The sequence below is a fragment of the Micromonospora sp. WMMD980 genome (genome assembly GCF_029626035.1).
In the GTDB taxonomy this organism is placed as follows: Bacteria; Actinomycetota; Actinomycetes; order Mycobacteriales; family Micromonosporaceae; genus Micromonospora.
On sequence record NZ_JARUBE010000003.1, the window covers coordinates 56,537 to 73,293 of the forward strand.

At 74.7% G+C, this 16,757-nt stretch carries 11 protein-coding genes and 1 pseudogene; 8 read left to right on the top strand and 4 right to left on the bottom strand.

Annotated elements, in window-relative coordinates; translation table 11 throughout:
- Window positions 1–77 precede the first annotated feature (77 nt).
- From O7618_RS00755 to O7618_RS00770, 4 genes and pseudogenes are all read left to right on the top strand, one after another.
- A pseudogene (locus tag O7618_RS00755) lies at window positions 78–775 on the top strand (hypothetical protein); the annotation flags it as partial.
- A complete protein-coding gene (locus O7618_RS00760; protein WP_278104023.1) occupies window positions 750–2,120 on the top strand; it encodes a dipeptidase in 1,371 nt (456 codons plus the stop codon). The pseudogene O7618_RS00755 and the gene O7618_RS00760, both read left to right, overlap by 26 nt.
- Before the next feature lie 78 nt (window positions 2,121–2,198).
- Window positions 2,199–2,405, top strand: a complete 207-nt coding sequence (locus tag O7618_RS00765; RefSeq protein ID WP_091571646.1) for a hypothetical protein — start codon at window positions 2,199–2,201, stop codon at window positions 2,403–2,405.
- Window positions 2,406–2,567: 162 nt separating this feature from the next.
- Window positions 2,568–4,151: an ATP-dependent DNA ligase gene (locus tag O7618_RS00770; RefSeq protein ID WP_278104024.1), complete on the top strand. Its 1,584-nt coding sequence runs from the start codon at window positions 2,568–2,570 to the stop codon at window positions 4,149–4,151.
- A gap of 15 nt (window positions 4,152–4,166) precedes the next feature.
- Here O7618_RS00770 and O7618_RS00775 read toward each other — a convergent pair whose 3' ends face one another.
- Window positions 4,167–4,997, bottom strand: coding sequence for an SURF1 family protein (locus O7618_RS00775; protein WP_278104025.1), 831 nt, complete (start codon window positions 4,995–4,997; stop codon window positions 4,167–4,169).
- 135 nt (window positions 4,998–5,132) lie between these two features.
- Here O7618_RS00775 and O7618_RS00780 point away from each other — a divergent pair, with 135 nt between their 5' ends.
- Window positions 5,133–6,503, top strand: a complete 1,371-nt coding sequence (locus O7618_RS00780; protein ID WP_278104026.1) for a cobyrinate a,c-diamide synthase — start codon at window positions 5,133–5,135, stop codon at window positions 6,501–6,503.
- A gap of 122 nt (window positions 6,504–6,625) precedes the next feature.
- Here O7618_RS00780 and O7618_RS00785 read toward each other — a convergent pair whose 3' ends face one another.
- On the bottom strand, window positions 6,626–8,758 hold the full coding sequence (locus O7618_RS00785; RefSeq protein WP_278104027.1) for a transglycosylase domain-containing protein: 2,133 nt from the start codon (window positions 8,756–8,758) through the stop codon (window positions 6,626–6,628).
- Window positions 8,759–8,881: 123 nt separating this feature from the next.
- On the opposite strand from O7618_RS00785, the gene cobC reads away from it, so the two are divergent.
- The 3 genes from cobC to cobA are packed head-to-tail and all read left to right on the top strand — an operon-like array spanning window position 8,882 to window position 12,323.
- Complete coding sequence (gene cobC / locus O7618_RS00790; RefSeq protein WP_278104028.1) at window positions 8,882–9,958, top strand: Rv2231c family pyridoxal phosphate-dependent protein CobC; 1,077 nt, start codon at window positions 8,882–8,884, stop codon at window positions 9,956–9,958.
- Entirely contained in the window at window positions 9,958–11,088 is a 1,131-nt protein-coding gene (locus tag O7618_RS00795; RefSeq protein WP_278109861.1) for a nicotinate-nucleotide--dimethylbenzimidazole phosphoribosyltransferase, read from the top strand. Before cobC ends, O7618_RS00795 begins: the two co-directional genes overlap by 1 nt.
- A complete protein-coding gene (cobA, locus tag O7618_RS00800) occupies window positions 11,085–12,323 on the top strand; it encodes a uroporphyrinogen-III C-methyltransferase (protein ID WP_278104029.1) in 1,239 nt (412 codons plus the stop codon). The genes O7618_RS00795 and cobA overlap by 4 nt, the downstream gene beginning before the upstream one ends.
- Window positions 12,324–12,465: 142 nt before the next feature.
- Here the strand turns inward: cobA and otsB are convergent, their stop codons facing one another.
- The gene (otsB, locus tag O7618_RS00805) at window positions 12,466–15,066 is read right to left on the bottom strand and encodes a trehalose-phosphatase (RefSeq protein WP_278104030.1); all 2,601 of its coding nucleotides are present in this window, start codon (window positions 15,064–15,066) and stop codon (window positions 12,466–12,468) included.
- Window positions 15,063–16,463: a trehalose-6-phosphate synthase gene (locus tag O7618_RS00810; RefSeq protein WP_278104031.1), complete on the bottom strand. Its 1,401-nt coding sequence runs from the start codon at window positions 16,461–16,463 to the stop codon at window positions 15,063–15,065. The genes otsB and O7618_RS00810 overlap by 4 nt, the downstream gene beginning before the upstream one ends.
- Window positions 16,464–16,757: the final 294 nt, after the last annotated feature.

Genomic DNA, 16,757 nt, shown 5'->3' on the forward strand with positions numbered 1-16,757 from the left:
CGTCGGCGGGCCGCCGGGTGAAACGGTCCGCCCGGGTCGCAGGATCCAGCGGACGGGGGAACGTTAGCGTCGGTCGGGTGAACGTCGCGGTGGTCGAGGCGTACGCCGGGTTGGTCCGGCGGGTGCTGGCCGCGCCGCCGCGGTTGGGACGGACCCGGCTGGTGGCTGTTGACGGGCCGAGCGGCGCGGGCAAGAGCGTGTTCGCGACGCGCCTCGCGGACGCGTTCGTGGCGACCGGCGCGGGCCGGCCGCCACTGGTCCACACCGACGACCTGCTGGACGGCTGGGACGACCAGCTCACGTTCTGGGCCAGGCTGGAGGAGCGGGTGCTCGGGCCGGTGCGGGCCGGCCGGCCGGGCGGCTACCGCCGGTACAGCTGGGTGCGCGGGCGTTTCCTGGGTCCGGTGGTGCCGGTGCCGGCGGCGCCGGTGCTGCTCGTCGAGGGGGTGAGCGCGGCGCGCGCCGTGGTGCGCCCCGAGCTGACCCTCTCGGTGCTGGTCACCGCGCCGGGGGAGCTGCGGTTGTCCCGGGCGTTGGCCCGCGACGGCGCGCAGGTCCTGCCCGAACTGCGCCGCTGGCACGCCGGGGAGCGGGCGCACTTCGCCGCCGACGGCACCCCGGCGGCGGTGGACCTGGTCGTCGACGGCGCTTCCGACCTGCCGCACGACCCGGAGCGCTACTACGTGCGGCTCGGGCGGCGGCCGGGCTCGGACGGCGTGACCGGGTAAGGCCGGCATACGATTCCGGTCATGACCACTCCGATCATTTCCGAGTCCGAGGTGCGGGCCGCCGTCGAGCGGGAACTGCCCGGTGTCCGTGCCGACCTGGAACGACTCGTCCGCATCCCGGGCATCGCCTTCGACGGCTTCGACCACTCGCACGTGGAGCGCTCCGCCGAGGCGGTGGCGGAGCTGCTGCGCGGTTGCGGCCTGGACACCCGGATCGTCCGCTCCGGCGGCCAGCCGGCGGTGATCGGGACGAAGGCGGCTCCGGCCGGCGCGCCCACCGTGCTGCTCTACGCCCACCACGACGTGCAGCCGGTCGGCGACCTGGCGTTGTGGGAGTCCGACCCGTTCGAGCCGGTGGAGCGCGACGGCCGCCTCTACGGCCGGGGCGCGGCCGACGACAAGGCCGGCATCATGGCGCACGTCGCCGCGCTGCGCGCGTTCGGCGACCGGCTGCCGGTCGGCGTGGTGCTGTTCGTCGAGGGCGAGGAGGAGTACGGCTCCGACTCGCTGGAGCGGCTGCTCGCCGAGCACCGCGACGACCTGGCGTCGGACGTCATCGTGATCGCCGACTCCACCAACTGGGACGTCGGCGTGCCGGCGCTGACCACCTCGCTGCGCGGCATCGTGAACTGCTTCGTGGAGGTCCGCACGCTCGACCACGCGGTGCACAGCGGCATGTTCGGCGGTGCCGTCCCGGACGCGCTCACCGCGCTGGTGAAGCTGCTCGGCACGCTGCACGACGACGCCGGTGACGTGGCGGTGGACGGGCTGGCCGGGCGCGAGGGCGCGAGCGTCGACTACCCGGAGGACCGGTTCCGCGCGGAGGCCGGCCTGGTCGACGGCGCGCGGCTGTTCGGCACCGGCCGGATCACCGACCGGCTCTGGACGAAGCCGGCGCTGGCGATCCTCGGCGTCGACGCGCCGACCACCGGGGAGGCGCCGAACGCGCTGGTCCCGGCCGCGAAGGCGAAGCTGAGCGTACGGCTGGCGCCGGGTGACGACCCGAAGAAGGCGTACGCCGCGCTGAGCGCGCACCTGGAGCGGCACGCGCCGTGGGGCGCGCAGGTGACGGTGACGTTCGAGCACGACGGCGCGCCCTGCGTGATCGATGCCAGCGGGCCGATGTTCGACGCGGCGCGGGCGGCGTTCCGGGGCGCCTGGGACGGCACCGACCCGGTCGACATCGGGGTGGGTGGCTCGATCCCGTTCATCGCCACCTTCCAGGAGATGTTCCCGGGCGCGGCGATCCTGGTGACCGGCGTGGAGGACCCGCACGCCCGGGCGCACGGGCCGAACGAGAGCCTGCACCTGGGCGAGTTCGCCCGGGTCTGCCTGGCCGAGGCGTTGCTGCTGGCCAAGGTGGCCGAGGCGGGTGCCGGAAACCGCGCCTGAGGTGTCGGAACGATAACTTCGGGGCGGATGTCGGAGTTCGCGGCGTGTCGAACGGCCGGGTGTTATAGCCTTTCGAACATGCGTACGAACGACGAGATGGCGCGGCTCCAGGCCGCCGTCCGTGCTCTGGGGGACGTCGACGTCTCCGCGTGGCCCGAGGCCACGCTCAAGGAACAGCTCGGTGAGCTATCCGCCACGCTGGTCACGCTCGACGCGCTGCTGACCCGGGTCGCCGACGGGGTGCGCGGGCGCGGCCTGCGCGTCGAGGAGCCGGTCTCGGCCTGATCTCCGCAGGGCCCGGAGCGATCCGGGCCCGGGCGCGCGGCTCGGCGTCCGGCAACGCCCGGGCCCGTCGCGTCCGGGCGTCCGGCGGGTCGGCGCACCCGGAACGGTGCGTCGACCCGCCGGAACCGCCCCGGTGTCACCGGTGGCTGACAGGATGTGGGCGTGCACTTCGCGGAGTTGGCGGCCACCTCGGCTGCGGTGGGCGCCACCGGCGGCCGGCGGGCCAAGGTGGAGCTGCTGGCCGCCGCGCTGCGCGCCCTCGACCCGGGCGAGATCCCGGCCGGTGCCGGCTACCTCGCCGGTGAGCTGCGGCAGCGGCAGACCGGCGTCGGCTGGGCGAGCCTGCGTGACCTGCCGCCACCGGCGGCCGAGCCGACGCTGACCGTGGGCGCCGTCGACGCGGGGATCGAGGAGATCTCCCGGGTCGGCGGCGCCGGCTCCCAGGCGCGGCGGCGGGAGCTGGTCGGCCGGCTGTTCGCCGCGGCCACCGCCGACGAGCAGCGCCTGCTGGTCGGCCTGTTCCGCGGCGAGCTCCGGCAGGGCGCACAGGCCGGCCTGCTCGCCGAGGCGGTGGCCCGGGCCGCCGACGTGCCGGTGACGGCCGTCCGGCGGGCCCTCCTGCTCGCCGGTGACCTGCGGGCGGTGGCGGTCGCGGCGCTCACCGGCGGCGCCGCCGCGCTGGCCGGGTTCGGGCTCCAGGTGGGCCGCCCGCTCGCGCCGATGCTGGCGCAGAGCGCGCCCTCGGTCGACGAGGCGCTCACCGCCACCGGCACCCCGGCCGTGGTCGACGTCAAGCTCGACGGCATCCGCATCCAGGTGCACCGCTCCGGGTCGGACATCGCGGTCTTCACCCGCAGTCTCGACGAGATCACCGGTCGGCTCCCCGAGGTGGTGGCCGCCGTCCGCGCGTTGCCCGCCCGCGAGCTGGTGCTCGACGGCGAGGCGATCGGGCTGGACGCCGCCGGCCGGCCGCTGCCGTTCCAGCAGACGTCGAGCCACGCGGCTCGGCGCACCACCCCCAGCACCACCGGCCGCGCCCCGGTCGCGCCCGGCGTGCTGGCCGCCGCCGAGCGGGCCGGCGAGCCCGTGCTCACCCCGTACTTCTTCGACCTGCTGCACCTCGACGGCGCCGACCTGATCGACAGGCCCGGGCGGGAGCGGTGGGCGACGCTCGCCCGCGCGGTCGACCCGGCGCTGCTGGTCGGCCGGGTGGAGGTGGACGACGCCGGGCAGGCCGCCGCGGCGTTCGCCGCGGCGGTCGACGCCGGCCAGGAGGGGGTGGTGGTCAAGGACCCGGCCGCGCCCTACGACGCCGGGCGGCGTGGCGCGGCCTGGGTCAAGGTCAAGCCCCGGCACACGCTCGATCTGGTGGTGCTCGCCGTCGAATGGGGCAGCGGCCGGCGTCAGGGCTGGCTGTCCAACCTGCACCTGGGCGCCCGCGACCCGGGCAGTGGCGAGTTCGTCATGCTCGGCAAGACGTTCAAGGGGCTCACCGACGAGACGCTGCGCTGGCAGACCGAACGCTTCCTGTCGCTGGCCGTGGAGAAGGGCGACTGGGTGGTGCGGGTCCGCCCGGAGCAGGTGGTCGAGATCGCCTTCGACGGGGTGCAGACCAGCAGCCGCTACCCGGGTGGGATGGCACTGCGTTTCGCCCGGGTGGTGCGCTACCGCGACGACAAGACGGCCGCCGAGGCGGACACGATCGACGCGGTCCGGGCGATCCACGCCGGCCGGGTCACCGGCTGAGTCGGCGGTCCGGGCTCAGGAGCCGGCGGGCCCGGCGGCAGCCGGCTCGGCGGCCCGGTCCACCGGCACCCCCGGGCCGTCCAGGCCGGCCCGGCGGCGGGCCTCCCGGCGCGCCACCCAGCCGTAGCCGACCAGGCTCATCACCGCGAAGATCCACCACTGCCACACGTAGCCGAAGTTCTGCCAGTTGTTGGTGTGCCCGATCGGCACCGCCCGGAAGGCCGGGTCGGCGGCCGGGGTCTGCCCGTCCAGCAGCACGTAGCCGCCGGTCACCGGATAGGGGAGCTGCTTGGCCAGGCGGGCGATGTCGATCCGCCGGGCCTCCAGCTTGCCGTCGCGGCGGGCGACCGCGCCGCCGCCGCTCTCGCCGCCGACCACCCGGCCGGTGACCGTCACCTCGCCGGTCGGGGCCGCCGGCACCGACGGCTGGGCGGTCGCGCCGCCGCCCGGGACCGGCGGGATCCAGCCGCGGTCGACCAGCACCGCGCTGCCGTCGGCGAGCACCAGCGGGGTGAGCACCTCGAAGCCGACCGTGCTGTCCACGGTGCGGCCGCGGATCAGGACGTCGTTCCCGCTGTCGTAGCGGCCGGTGGCGGTGACCCGGCTCCAGGTGAGCCGGTCGGCCGGGGCCGGGCCGACACTGCCGGCGGCGCCGGTCGGCGCGGGCAGGGCGTCGCGCAACGGCGCGGGGGTCATCGTGGCGCCGGCGTCGATCCGTTCGTTGACCGCCGTCCGGGCGTGGTAGCGGTCCAGCTGCCAGTCGCCCAGGAACACCATCACCGCGGCGGCCGCCAGGGTCAGCGCGAGGTAGCCGAGCCAGCGTGGGGTCAGCAGGAACCGGTACACGTTGGCAAAGGCTACCCGTATGAGCGGGGCCACTCCGGGCTGCCGGTGGAATCCCGGCGCCGGGCGGACGCCGCGCGTCGGACCGGACGGGTATGGTCACGCGGGCGGAAATCCCCCCGGATCCAGGAGTCGATGATGACCGACGTGCCCCGCGTCGTGCTGAGCGCGCCCTCCTCGGGGCACGGCACCGGTGCCCTCTCCCTCGGCCTGCTCGCGGCCCTGGCCGACCGGGAGCTGGCGGTCGCCGGGTTCAAGGTCGGGCCGGACCAGGTGGACGCCGCCTACCTCGGGCTGGCCGCCGGTCGGCCGGGGCGCACGCTCGACCCGCGCCTGGTCGGCCCGGAGCTGATCGCCCCGCTCTTCGCGCACGGCGCGACCGGGGCCGGTTTCGCGCTGGTCCAGGGCACGATGGGGCTCTACGACTCGGTCGCCGGCCGCCCGGAGAGCGAGTCCACCGCCGCCGTCGCCACCGCGCTGCGCAGCCCGGTGGTGCTGGTGGTCGACGTGGCCGCGATGGGCCAGTCGGTGGCCGCGCTGGTGCACGGCTTCCGGGCCTACGACGAGCAGCTCTGGCTGGGCGGCGTGATCCTCAACCGGGTGGCCTCGCCCCGGCACGAGGCGCTGCTGCGCGAGGCGCTCGACGACGTCGGGGTGCCGGTCTACGGCGCGCTGCGCCGGCACGAGCTGCCCCCGGTGCTGCCCGCCCGCCGGCACGGCGCCGCGCCCGTGGTGCGCGGTGACGCCGAGGCCGAGCGCGGGGTGCGCCGGCTCGGTGAGGCGGTGGCCGCCACCGTCGACCTGGATCGGCTGCTGACGCTCGCCCGCTCCGCGCCCGCGCTGACCGTCGAGCCCTGGTCGGCGGAGCCGGCGGACGGCCCGCCCGGGTCCGGTCAGCGGCCGGTGGTCGCGCTGGCCGGTGGTCCGGCCGGCAGCTACAGCCACCCGGAGACCGCCGAGCTGCTGCGCGCCGCCGGCGCCGAGGTGGCCACCGTCGACCCGCTGCGCGACGAGGCGCTGCCCGCCGGGGCCCGCGCGCTCGTCGTCGGCGGCGGGCTCCCCGAGATGTACGCGGAGCAGCTCTCCGCCAACCGCCGGCTCTGCATCGCGGTGGCCGAGCTGGCCCGCTCCGGCCGCCCGGTGGTCGCCGAGGGCGCCGGCCTGCTGTGGCTGGCCCGCGAGCTGGACGGCCTGCCGATGTGCGGGGTGCTCGACGCGGTCGGCACGGTCCGCGACGGCCTGGTGGTCGGCTACCGGGACGCCACCTCGGTCACCGGCAGCGTGGTGGCGCCGGCCGGAGTCACGGTGACCGGGCACAAGCAGCACGCGGCGGTGCTCACCCCGCGCGCCGGTGACCGGCCGGCCTGGCAGTGGGGCGGCGGCACCCCGGAGGGCTTCGTCCACCACGGCGTGCACGCCTCGCAGCTCGTGCCGCACTGGGCCGCGCTGCCCGGCGTCGCCGAGCGGCTGGTGGCCGCCGCCCGGACACCGGCGGCGACGCCCGCGTGATCGGTCAGGCGGTGGACGAGGTGCGGAAGTCGATCAAGGAGTTCGCGTCGGGAACCACGCGGTCCCGGACGCGAACTCCTTGATCAACTGGCCCGGGCGCACCCCCGGGCGGATCATGGGGGTCAGCCGACGATCTGGTCGGACGGTGGGGTGAACTGGCGGGTGGGCTGGCCCTTCAGCGCGTCGCGCAGCGTCTGCGCCACCGCGTTCACCGGGACCTGCGACTGCCCGTCGCCCACCGCGTTGAACGGGTTGTCCGGATCCGCGATGAAGCTCGCCGCGGCCAGTTCGGGCGTGTAGCCGACGAACCACGCCGACCGGGTGCTGTCCGTGGTGCCGGTCTTGCCGGCCACCGGGCGGCCCACGGTGCCCCGGACGCTGTCGGCCGTCGACCAGCCGCCGCAGCTCCCCTTGGCCGGGGTGTCGCCGGTCGGGCAGCGCGCGGCGTCGGTGGCCGCCCGGGCCGCGTCCGCGTTGACCACCTGCCGGCACCGGGGCTTGGCCACCTCCCGCTGCACCCCGCCCGGCGTCGACCAGGTCGCCGGCGTACCGTCCCGATTCATGATCGCGTTGACCGGGATCGCCTCGCAGTAACGCCCGTCGGCGGCGACGGCGGCGTACGCGTTCGCCATCTCCAGCGGGGTGGCGTCGGAGACGCCGAGCGTGAACGCGCCCCACTTCTTCGCCTTGCCCGGCGACGCCTGCTCCTTGTCGACGTCGGTGCGCCAGCGCAGCCCCAGCTGCTCGGCCAGGCGTACCCCGGTGTCCGCGCCGATCTTCTCCTCCAGTTGGACGAAGTAGGTGTTCACCGACTTGCCGAAGCCGGACCACATGGTCTGCCGGCCGGTCATCGCGCCGCTGGCGTTCGACGGCGCCCAACCGTCGTAGACCGCCGACTGGTACTTGTAGGGCGAGTCGTAGGCGGTGGAGAGGGGCATCCCGGCGTTGAGCGCGGCGAGCATCGGGAACATCTTGAACGTCGATCCGGCCTGGTAGCCGGGCAGCGTCCCGCCGCCGAGCAGCGGCGCCACCGTGTTCGGGTAGTTCGCCTTGACCTTCGGGCCGGCCTCCGGGTTGGAGCTGTTCGGGTTCTCGGCCAGGTCGAGCGAGTAGGTGCGGTTCACCGCCATCGCCTTGATCCGCCCGGTGCCCGGCTCGGCGACCACGATGCCGTTGGCGAACGGGCTGCCGGTGTTGTCCTTGGCGCCGACGTTCTTCTCGGCCGCCGCCTGGGTCTTCGGGTCGAGGGCGAGGACGATGCGGTAGCCGCCGCGGCGCAGCTTGTCCATCCGTTCCAGCCGGTTCTCGCCGAACGCGGGCTGCGCGCTCCACCAGTTCTTCAGGTAGTCGCAGTAGAAGCCCCAGCTCCGGTGCGCGCCGTCGATCGCGGCGCAGTCGTTCGGCGGGTCGGTCAGCTTCAGCTTGATCGGCTGTCCCTTCGCCGTCGCCGCGGCGTCCGGCGACAGGAAGCCGAGGCGGGCCATGTTGTCCAGCACGTAGTTGCGCCGGCCGGTGGCGTCCTTCTGGTCGGAGGTGATCGGGTCGTACTCCGAGGGGGACTTCACCAGGCCGGCGAGGGTGGCCGCCTCGACCGGGCTGAGCGTGGCGGGGGTCTTGGAGAAGAAGATCTGCGACGCGGCGTAGATCCCGTACGCCCGGTGGCCGAAGTAGGCCGAGTTGAGGTAGCGCTCGAGGATCTGCTCCTTGGTCAGGTGCTTCTCGATGTCGAGCGCCATGCGCATCTCCTTGACCTTGCGCAGGCTGGTCTGCTGGGTGGCCTCCTGGACCTCCTTGGGCGTGCTGGCGCTGTCCCGCAGGGCCATCCGGACGTACTGCATGGTGAGCGTGGAGGCGCCCTGGGAGACGCCGCCGGAGCGGGCGTTGGAGACGAACGCCCGCGCCACGCCCTTCGGGTCGACGCCGTGGTGCTGGTAGAAGCGGTTGTCCTCGGCGGCGACGATCGCCTGCTGGATGTTCGGCGACATGTTCTCGATCTTGGTGTACTGCCGGTACTCCTCGTAGAACATGGTCAGCACGGTCCTGCCGTCCGGCGCGTAGACGTACGAGGTCTCGGCCGGCAGCGCGGTCTTGAGGATGTTCGTCTTCTGCTGCACGGCGTGCGCGGTGGCCTTCGCGCCGAGGCCGGTGACGGCGGCCATCGGATAGAGCGCGGCGGCGACGACGATGCCGGCGATCAGCCCGGCGCGGAGAAGGGGCACGGCACGACCGGCGGAGGCAAGGGGTCGGTTGCTCACATGGCCAAGCTATGACATTTCCGATTCGGAAATGAGAAGAATTCATAAACGGGCGGGGGTCGTGACGCGTCCCACGCCGGGATGCGCTGTCCCGAACGGCGGCTTCCCGGCAGGATCGCGGTCATGCCCGCCGTACCGACCGCCGCCGCGCCCGCCGACCCCGACCTGGGGCACCACGGGGACGCCGAGGCCACGCCCGGCCTGGTCGACCTGGCGGTCAACGTGCGCCGCGCCGCGATGCCCGACTGGCTGGCCGACCCGATCACCGCGGCGCTGGGCGACCTGGCGTCGTATCCGGACCCGGCGCCCGCCCGCGCCGCCGTCGGTCACCGACACGGGCGACCCCCGGAGGAGGTACTCCTCACCGCCGGCGCCGCCGAGGGCTTCGTGCTGGTCGCCCGCGCGCTGCGCGACGCCCGCCACCCGGTGGTGGTGCACCCGCAGTTCACCGAGCCGGAGGCCGCCCTGCGCGCAGCGGGGCACCGGGTGGACCGGGTCCTGCTCGACCCGGCCGACGGGTTCCGGCTCGACCCGGCCCGGATCCCCGCCGACGCCGACCTCGTCATGATCGGCAATCCCACCAACCCGACCTCGGTGCTGCACCCCGTGGACGCCCTCGCCGCGCTGGCCCGCCCGGGTCGGGTGCTGGTGGTCGACGAGGCGTTCGCCGACACCACGATCGTCCCCGGCGTGGACGGCGAGCCCGAGTCGCTCGCCCACCGCCGCGACCTGCCCGGCCTCCTGGTGGTCCGCAGCCTCACCAAGACCTGGGGGCTGGCCGGTCTGCGGATCGGCTACCTGCTCGGCGAGCCGGGGCTGCTGGCCCGCCTCGTCGCCGCCCAGCCGCTCTGGGCCGTCTCCACCCCGGCGCTCGCCGCCGCCACCGCCTGCGCCGCGCCGGCCGCCGTCGCGGCCGAGCGCGTGATCGCCGCCGACCTCGCCGCCGACCGTGCCCACCTGGTGGCCCGCCTGTCCGGGCTGCCCGGCGTACGCGTCGCGGGACAACCGGCCAGCGCCTTCGTCCTGGTCCACGCGCCCGGCGCGGCCGAGCTGCGGCAGCGGCTGCGCGAGCACGGCTGGGCGGTGCGCCGGGGCGACACGTTCCCCGGGCTGGGCCCGGACTGGCTCCGGATCGCGGTCCGCGACCCGGCCACCACCGACGCGTTCGTCGACACGCTCACCCGGATCCTGGAGGCATGATGCTGGAGTCCACCGTCACGGCGATCCGGCCGCTGGACGAGACCGCCATGGCGGCGGCCCGCGAACTCCAGGGCCGGCTGACCAAGCCCGCCGGCTCGCTCGGCGCCCTGGAGCCGCTCTCGGTGCGCCTCGCCGGGCTGGCCGGCACCTGCCCACCGCCGCTGCCCGACCAGGCCGCGGTGGCGATCTTCGCGGGCGACCACGGCGTCCACGCCCAGGGCGTCAGCCCGTGGCCGCAGGAGGTCACCGCCCAGATGATCGGCAACTTCCTGGCCGGCGGCGCGGTGGTCAACGCGTTCGCCAGGCAGGCGGGCGCCTCGGTCACCGTGGTCGACGTCGGCGTCGCCACCCCGCTCGCGGCGACCCCGGCGGCACCCGCCGCCGACCCGGTCGCCCCGCCCGCGCTCGCCGCCGACGTCGTGGCGACCCCCGCCGACCCGGACGGGCCGCGTCTGGTGGCGGCGAACGTGCGCGCCGGCACCCGGGACATGACGGTCACCGCCGCGCTCACCCGGGACGAGGCGCGGGCGGCGGTGGAGACCGGCATCCGGATCGCCGCCGAGCTGATCGACGCCGGCGCCGGCATCCTGCTCACCGGCGACATGGGCATCGGCAACACCACCCCGGCGGCCGCTCTGGTCGCCGCGTTCACCGGGGCGGACGCGGCCGCGGCGACCGGCCGGGGCACCGGCGTGGACGACGCGACGTACGCCCGCAAGGTCGAGGTGGTGCGGGCCGCGCTGGAGCGGCACGCGCCCGACCCGGCGGACCCGCTGGGGGTGCTCGCCGCGGTCGGTGGGCTGGAGCACGCCGCGCTGGCCGGGCTGATCCTCGGCGCCGCCGCGCGACGGGTGCCGGTGCTGCTCGACGGCGTGATCGCGGTCAGCGCCGCGCTGGCCGCCGCCGCGTTCGCGCCGGACGCCGTGGGCGCCATGGTCGCCGGGCACCGCAGCGCCGAGCCGGGCGCCACGGCCGCGCTGCGGCACCTGGGGCTTGACCCGTTGATCGACCTGGGACTGCGGCTCGGTGAGGGCACCGGGGCGCTGCTCGCCCTGCCGGTGGTCACCGGTGCGGTCCGGGTGCTGCACGACGTGGCCACGTTCGACGCGGCCGGGGTGGCCGAGAAGTGACCGGGCGCAGCCCGTACCCCCTGGGGTTGCGGCTGGCCGGCCGGCGCGTGCTCGTGGTGGGCGGGGGAGCGGTGGCCACCCGCCGGGTGCCGGCGCTGCTCGACGCGGGCGCGGACGTGCTGCTCGTGTCGCCGGAACTGACCCCGGCGCTGCGCGCGCACGCCGACGCCGGGCGGTTGCGCTGGGAGCCGCGCCGGTTCGCCGTCGGTGACCTGGACGGCGCCTGGCTGGTGCAGGTGGCGGTGGACGACCGGGTGGCCGCCGCGGCGGTGAGCGCCGCCGCGGCCGAGCGGCGGATCTTCTGCGTGCGGGCCGACGACCGGGCGGCCGCCAGCGCGTGGACGCCCGCGGTGACCCGGCACGGCCCGGTGACGGTGGCGGTGCTCGGCGGCGGCGACCCGCACCGCGCGATGGCCGTCCGCGACGCCGTCCGCACCCTCCTGAGCGCAAGGACGGGCCCCCTGTTAACGGATTCGGCAGAGGAGGGGGCCCGGCTTAACACCTCTCCCGGCGGGCGCGTCGCGCTGGTGGGCGCCGGGCCGGGTGACCCGGAGCTGATCACCGTGAAGGGCTTGCGGCTGCTCACCGAGGCCGAGGTGGTGGTCGCCGACCGGCTCGTCCCCGGGCTGCTCCTGGACGAACTGCGGCCGGACGTCGAACTGGTCGACGCGTCGAAGATCCCTTATGGGCCGTCGCGCGCCCAGGAGGAGATCAACCGGATCCTGGTCGAGCGCGCCCTGGCCGGAAAGATCGTGGTCAGGCTCAAGGGCGGCGACCCGTACGTCTTCGGCCGGGGCGGCGAGGAGCTGCTGGCCTGCGCCGAGGCGGGGGTGCCGGTGACCGTGGTGCCGGGGGTGACGAGCGCGATCGCGGTGCCCGGGGTGGCCGGGGTGCCGGTGACGCACCGGGCGGTGGCGCACGAGTTTACGGTGGTGTCCGGGCACGTCGCGCCGGACGCGCCGGCCTCGCTGGTGCGCTGGGAGTCGCTCGCCGGGCTGCGTGGCACGCTGGTGATCCTGATGGGCCTGAAGAACCTGGCCGCGATCGCCGCCACGCTGATCGCGCACGGCAAGCCCCCGCACACCCCGGCCGCGGTGATCCAGGAGGGCACCACCGCCGCCCAGCGCACCCTGCGCGCCACGCTCGCCACGGTCGCCGCCGCCGTCGAGGCCGCCGCCCTCCGTCCGCCGGCCATCGTGGTCGTCGGCGACGTGGTCGACGCCCTGACCCTCTGACGCCATCGATCGTGCAGTTGGTGCCCGCGCCATGCCCTGATCCCCCCTGTTGGTCGGGGCAGCAAGTGCACGATCGTCGGGGTGGGGTGGGACGTGAGACGGCCCGGGACCTTCTGATCCCGGGCCGTCTCACGTGGGTGGGTTACTGCTTGAGCATGTTGTCCAGGAGCAGGGCGCAGCGGATCAGGCCGAGGTGGCTGTACGCCTGGGGGTGGTTGCCCAGGCCCCGCTCGGCGAGCGGGTCGTACTGCTCGGGGAGCAGGCCGGTGGGGCCGGCCGTGTCGACCATCTGGGTGAACAGCTCCTCGGCGTCGGTGCGGCGGCCGGTGCGCAGGTAGGCCTCGATCAGCCACGCCGTGCAGATGTGGAAGCCGCCCTCCCGGCCGGGCAGGCCGTCGTCCCAGTGGTAGCGGTAGACCACCGGGCCGCTGCGCAGGTCCGCCTCGATCTTGAGCACGGTGGAGAGGAAGCGCGGGTCGTCGCCGGGGAGCAGCCCGGACAGGCCGATCCAGAGCGAGGAGGCGTCCATCTCGTCGTGCCCGTACGCGACGCTGTACGCCTCGGCGTCCGGGTGCCAGCCGTGCTCCAGCACGTTGGCGCCGATCCGGTCGCGCAGCTCCACCCACTCCGGCCGGTCCTCGCCGCCGTGCTGGCGCACCACGTGCAGCGCCCGGTCGACGGTCATCCAGAGCATGACCTTGGAGAAGACGTGGTGCCGGGGTGGGAGGCGGGCCTCCCAGATGCCGTGGTCGGGCTCGTGCCAGCGGCGGCGTACCGCCTCGACCATGTTCTCCAGCACCCGCCACTCGTCGTCGCGGACCGAGCCCCGGGCGTCGGCGACCGCGGCGATCAGGTCGGCCACCGGGCCGAAGACGTCGAGCTGGAGCTGGTGGTTGGCGAGGTTGCCGACCCGGACCGGCCGGGAGCCGGCATAGCCGGGCAGCGTGTCGATGACCGCCTCGGCGCCCAGTTCGAAACCGTCGACGGTGTAGAGCGGGTGCAGCCGCTCCGGATGCCCGCCGGTGCGCTCGACCACGCCGTCGACCCAGCGCAGCAACCCCTCGGCCTCCTCGGTGGAGCCGAGGTCGACGAGCGCCCGCGCGGTCATCGCGGCGTCCCGCAGCCAGCAGTAGCGGTAGTCCCAGTTGCGCACACCGCCCAACTCCTCGGGGAGCGAGGTGGTGGCCGCGGCGAGGATGGACCCGGTCGGCTCGTGGGTGAGCCCGCGCAGGGTCAGCGCGCTGCGGGCGACCAGGTCCTTGGCGATGGCCGGCAGTCGCAGCGAGGCCACCCAGTCCTTCCAGGGCTGCTCGGCGGCGGCCTGCCGTTCGTGCACCGGCACCCGGTGCGGCTCCAGGCTCTGCGTGCCGAAGCGCAGCTCCAGCACCACCTGCCCGCCGAGGGCGGAGAGGTCCACCACCGCCTTCGCGGTCTCGTACCCGGCGTCGTTGGTGACCTCCCACTCGACGCCGGGGGAGTGCAGCGCGACCGGCTCGTTGGAGCCGAGCACCAGCAGACCGTCGTCGAGCGGCTGGAGCTGCACCGCCACCTGGCCGAACTCGGGGCGCGGCGCGAACTCGACGCGGGCCCGCCCGGTGCCGCTGAGCACCCGGACCAGGGTCGAGTCACCGCTGACCACGGCCGGGTCGTCCGGCGTGGTCTGCCGGACCGGCAGGTCCAGCCAGTCGGTGACGGTCAGGCCGGACCAGCGGGTCTCCACGGTCATGGTGTTGCTGCGGTAGCGCTGGCCGAGCGGGATGCCGCCGCGCTCCGGCCCGACCGTGAAGTGGCCGGCCGGGCTGCCGCCGACCAGGTCGGCGAAGATCGCCGCCGAGTCCGGCTTCGGGTGGCACAACCAGGTGATCTTGGCTTCCGGCGTGACCAGCGCGACCGTGCGTCCGTTGGCGAGCATCGAGTGCCGCTCGATCGGCACCGCCCGCTCGCCGAAGAGCCAGTGCCGCCGGGTCTCCAGCAGCAGGCCCAGCGCCCGGGCGGCCTCGATCGGCTCGGCCACCCGGTAGTCGGCCTGGGTCTCCCCGGGGCCGATCTTGATGCCGACGTCCGGCCCCTGGAGGTTGCCGAACGCGTTCTCGTCGGTGACGTCGTCACCGATGAAGAGCACCGCGCCGGCGGCGAGCTGGGTGCGGAGCTGGTCGACGGCGGTGCCCTTGTGGGTGGCGACCACCGACAGCTCGATGACCTCCTTGCCCTGGGTGACGGTGACGTCGTCCCAGGTGGCCGGCCCGTTGCGGACCGCTTCCACGGCCGCGGCGGCGACCTGCGGGTCGACCCCGCGGGTGTGCACGGCGACGCTCGCCGGCTTGCGCTCCAGCCGGATGCCGGGATGCGCGGCGGCGATCTCGCGCAGCTCCTGGCGGAGCCGGTGCCGGACCGCGATCAACTCGGGGGTGAGGCGCTCGACGAAGCCGATGTCGAACTCCGAGCCGTGGCTGCCGACCAGGTGCACCTCGCTGGGCAGCCGGGAGAGGGTGGCCAGGTCGCGCAGCGCGCGGCCGGAGACCACCGCGACGCTCGTCTGCGGCAGTGAGGCCAGCGCGCGGATCGCGGCCACCGACTCGGGCAGCGGCACGGCCTTGCTGGGGTCCTCGACGATCGGCGCCAGTGTGCCGTCGTAGTCGCAGGCGACGAGGAGCTGGGGGATCCGGGCGATGCGGCCGATCGCGGCGCGCAGTTCCGGGTCGAGCACGCCACCGGCCGAGGTGGCGGCGGCGGGCGAGGTCACGCAGCCTCCGTATCGGGGACGCCGAGCTCGCTGAGGAACGACTTGGCCCAGTGGCCCACGTCGTGGCTGCGCAGATGGCGCTGCATGACGCGCATCCGGCGGCGGGCTTCGGGCTTTTCGATGTGCACGGCCCGTAGCAACGCGTCCTTCACCGCGTCCGGGTCGTGCGGATTACACAGGAACGCCTGGCGCAGCTCGGTGGCGGCGCCGGCGAACTCACTGAGCACGAGCGCGCCGCCCTGGTCGGCGCGCGATGCGACGTACTCCTTGGCCACCAGATTCATTCCGTCTCGCAGCGGGGTCACCATCATCACGTCGGCCGCGACGTACATCGCGGCCAGTTCGGAGCGACTGTACGACTGATGCAGATAATGCACCGCCGGCACGCCGACCCGGCCGAATTCACCATTGATCCGGCCAACCTCGCGTTCCACCTTCACCCGAAGTGCCTGGTAGTGCTCCACGCGCTCGCGACTGGGCGTGGCGACCTGCACCATAACCGCGTCCGGAACTGTCAACTTTCCGTCAGCCAGGAGTTCCCGGAAGGCCTTGAGTCGGAGCTCGATGCCCTTGGTGTAGTCGAGCCGGTCGACGCCCAGGATGATCGTCTTCGGGTTGCCCAACTCCTCGCGGATCTGCTTCGCCCGGGCCTGGATCGCCGGGTCCTCGGCCAGCCGCTCCATCTCCCGGGTCTCGATCGAGATGGGGAACGCGCCGGCCTTCACCTGGCGGCCGTCGACCTGGATCATCTGCCCCTCGTAGCGCAGGCCGAGCAGGTGCCGGGCCAGCCGGACGAAGTTCTGCGCCGCCAGCCGCTGCTGGAAACCGACCAGGTCGGCGCCGAGCAGGCCGCGCAGGATCTCGGCCCGGAACGGCATCTGCATGAACAGCTCGATCGGCGGGAACGGGATGTGCAGGAAGAACCCGATCTTGAGGTCGGGTCGCAGCTCCCGCAGCATCGCGGGGACGAGCTGGAGCTGGTAGTCCTGCACCCAGACCGTGGCGCCCTCGGCCGCGACGTCCGCCGCGGCCTCCGCGAACCGGGCGTTGACCAGGCGGTACGCCTCGCGCCAGCGCCGCTTGTAGGCGGGTGTCTCCACCGCGTCGTGGTAGAGCGGCCAGATCGTCGCGTTGGACTGGCCCTCGTAGTAGCGCTCCAACTCCTCGGCGCTCAACGGCACCGGGTGCAGCCGGATGCCCTCCAGGTCGAACGGCTCGGGTGCGGCGCCGGTGCCGCCGGCCCAGCCCACCCAGGTGCCCTGGTGTTCGGCGAGCACCGGGTGCAGCGCGGTGACCAGGCCCCCCGGGCTGCGCCGCCACTGCCGCCCCTCGGGTGTGCTCACCTCGTCGACCGGCAGTCGGTTGGCCACTACGACAAAGGAGCTACGGACGGTCACGATCGGCCACCTCCGGGTACTGACGGGTCCACCGCGATGAGCGTACTGAGCGTAGCTGCGGCGTCTGATCCCCCGTGCCGGACTCCTCTACCCGCCCGGAAGGCGCCGAACCCTCCTCGTGATCTTGTCGACACCGGCAGGCCGCTGGGACGCGCCCAGCCCGCCGTACCGGTGCTGGGGTGGGGTGATGTGGGCGTGGCCGCGCGTACCTGTCAGGATTGACGACGGCGTGCGCGCGGCCGGCTCCCGGCCCGCGGCGGCGGGCGGAGTTCGGAGCCCGCGCCCCGCACCCGC

Excerpts from the sequence above, each read along its gene's own strand:
- O7618_RS00760 (WP_278104023.1), top strand. The coding sequence starts at position 750 with ATGACCACTCCGATCATTTCCGAGTCCGAGGTGCGGGCCGCCGTCGAG.
- O7618_RS00765 (WP_091571646.1), top strand. The coding sequence starts at position 2,199 with ATGCGTACGAACGACGAGATGGCGCGGCTCCAGGCCGCCGTCCGTGCT.
- O7618_RS00780 (WP_278104026.1), top strand. The coding sequence starts at position 5,133 with ATGACCGACGTGCCCCGCGTCGTGCTGAGCGCGCCCTCCTCGGGGCAC.
- cobC (WP_278104028.1), top strand. The coding sequence starts at position 8,882 with ATGCCCGCCGTACCGACCGCCGCCGCGCCCGCCGACCCCGACCTGGGG.
- O7618_RS00795 (WP_278109861.1), top strand. The coding sequence starts at position 9,958 with ATGCTGGAGTCCACCGTCACGGCGATCCGGCCGCTGGACGAGACCGCC.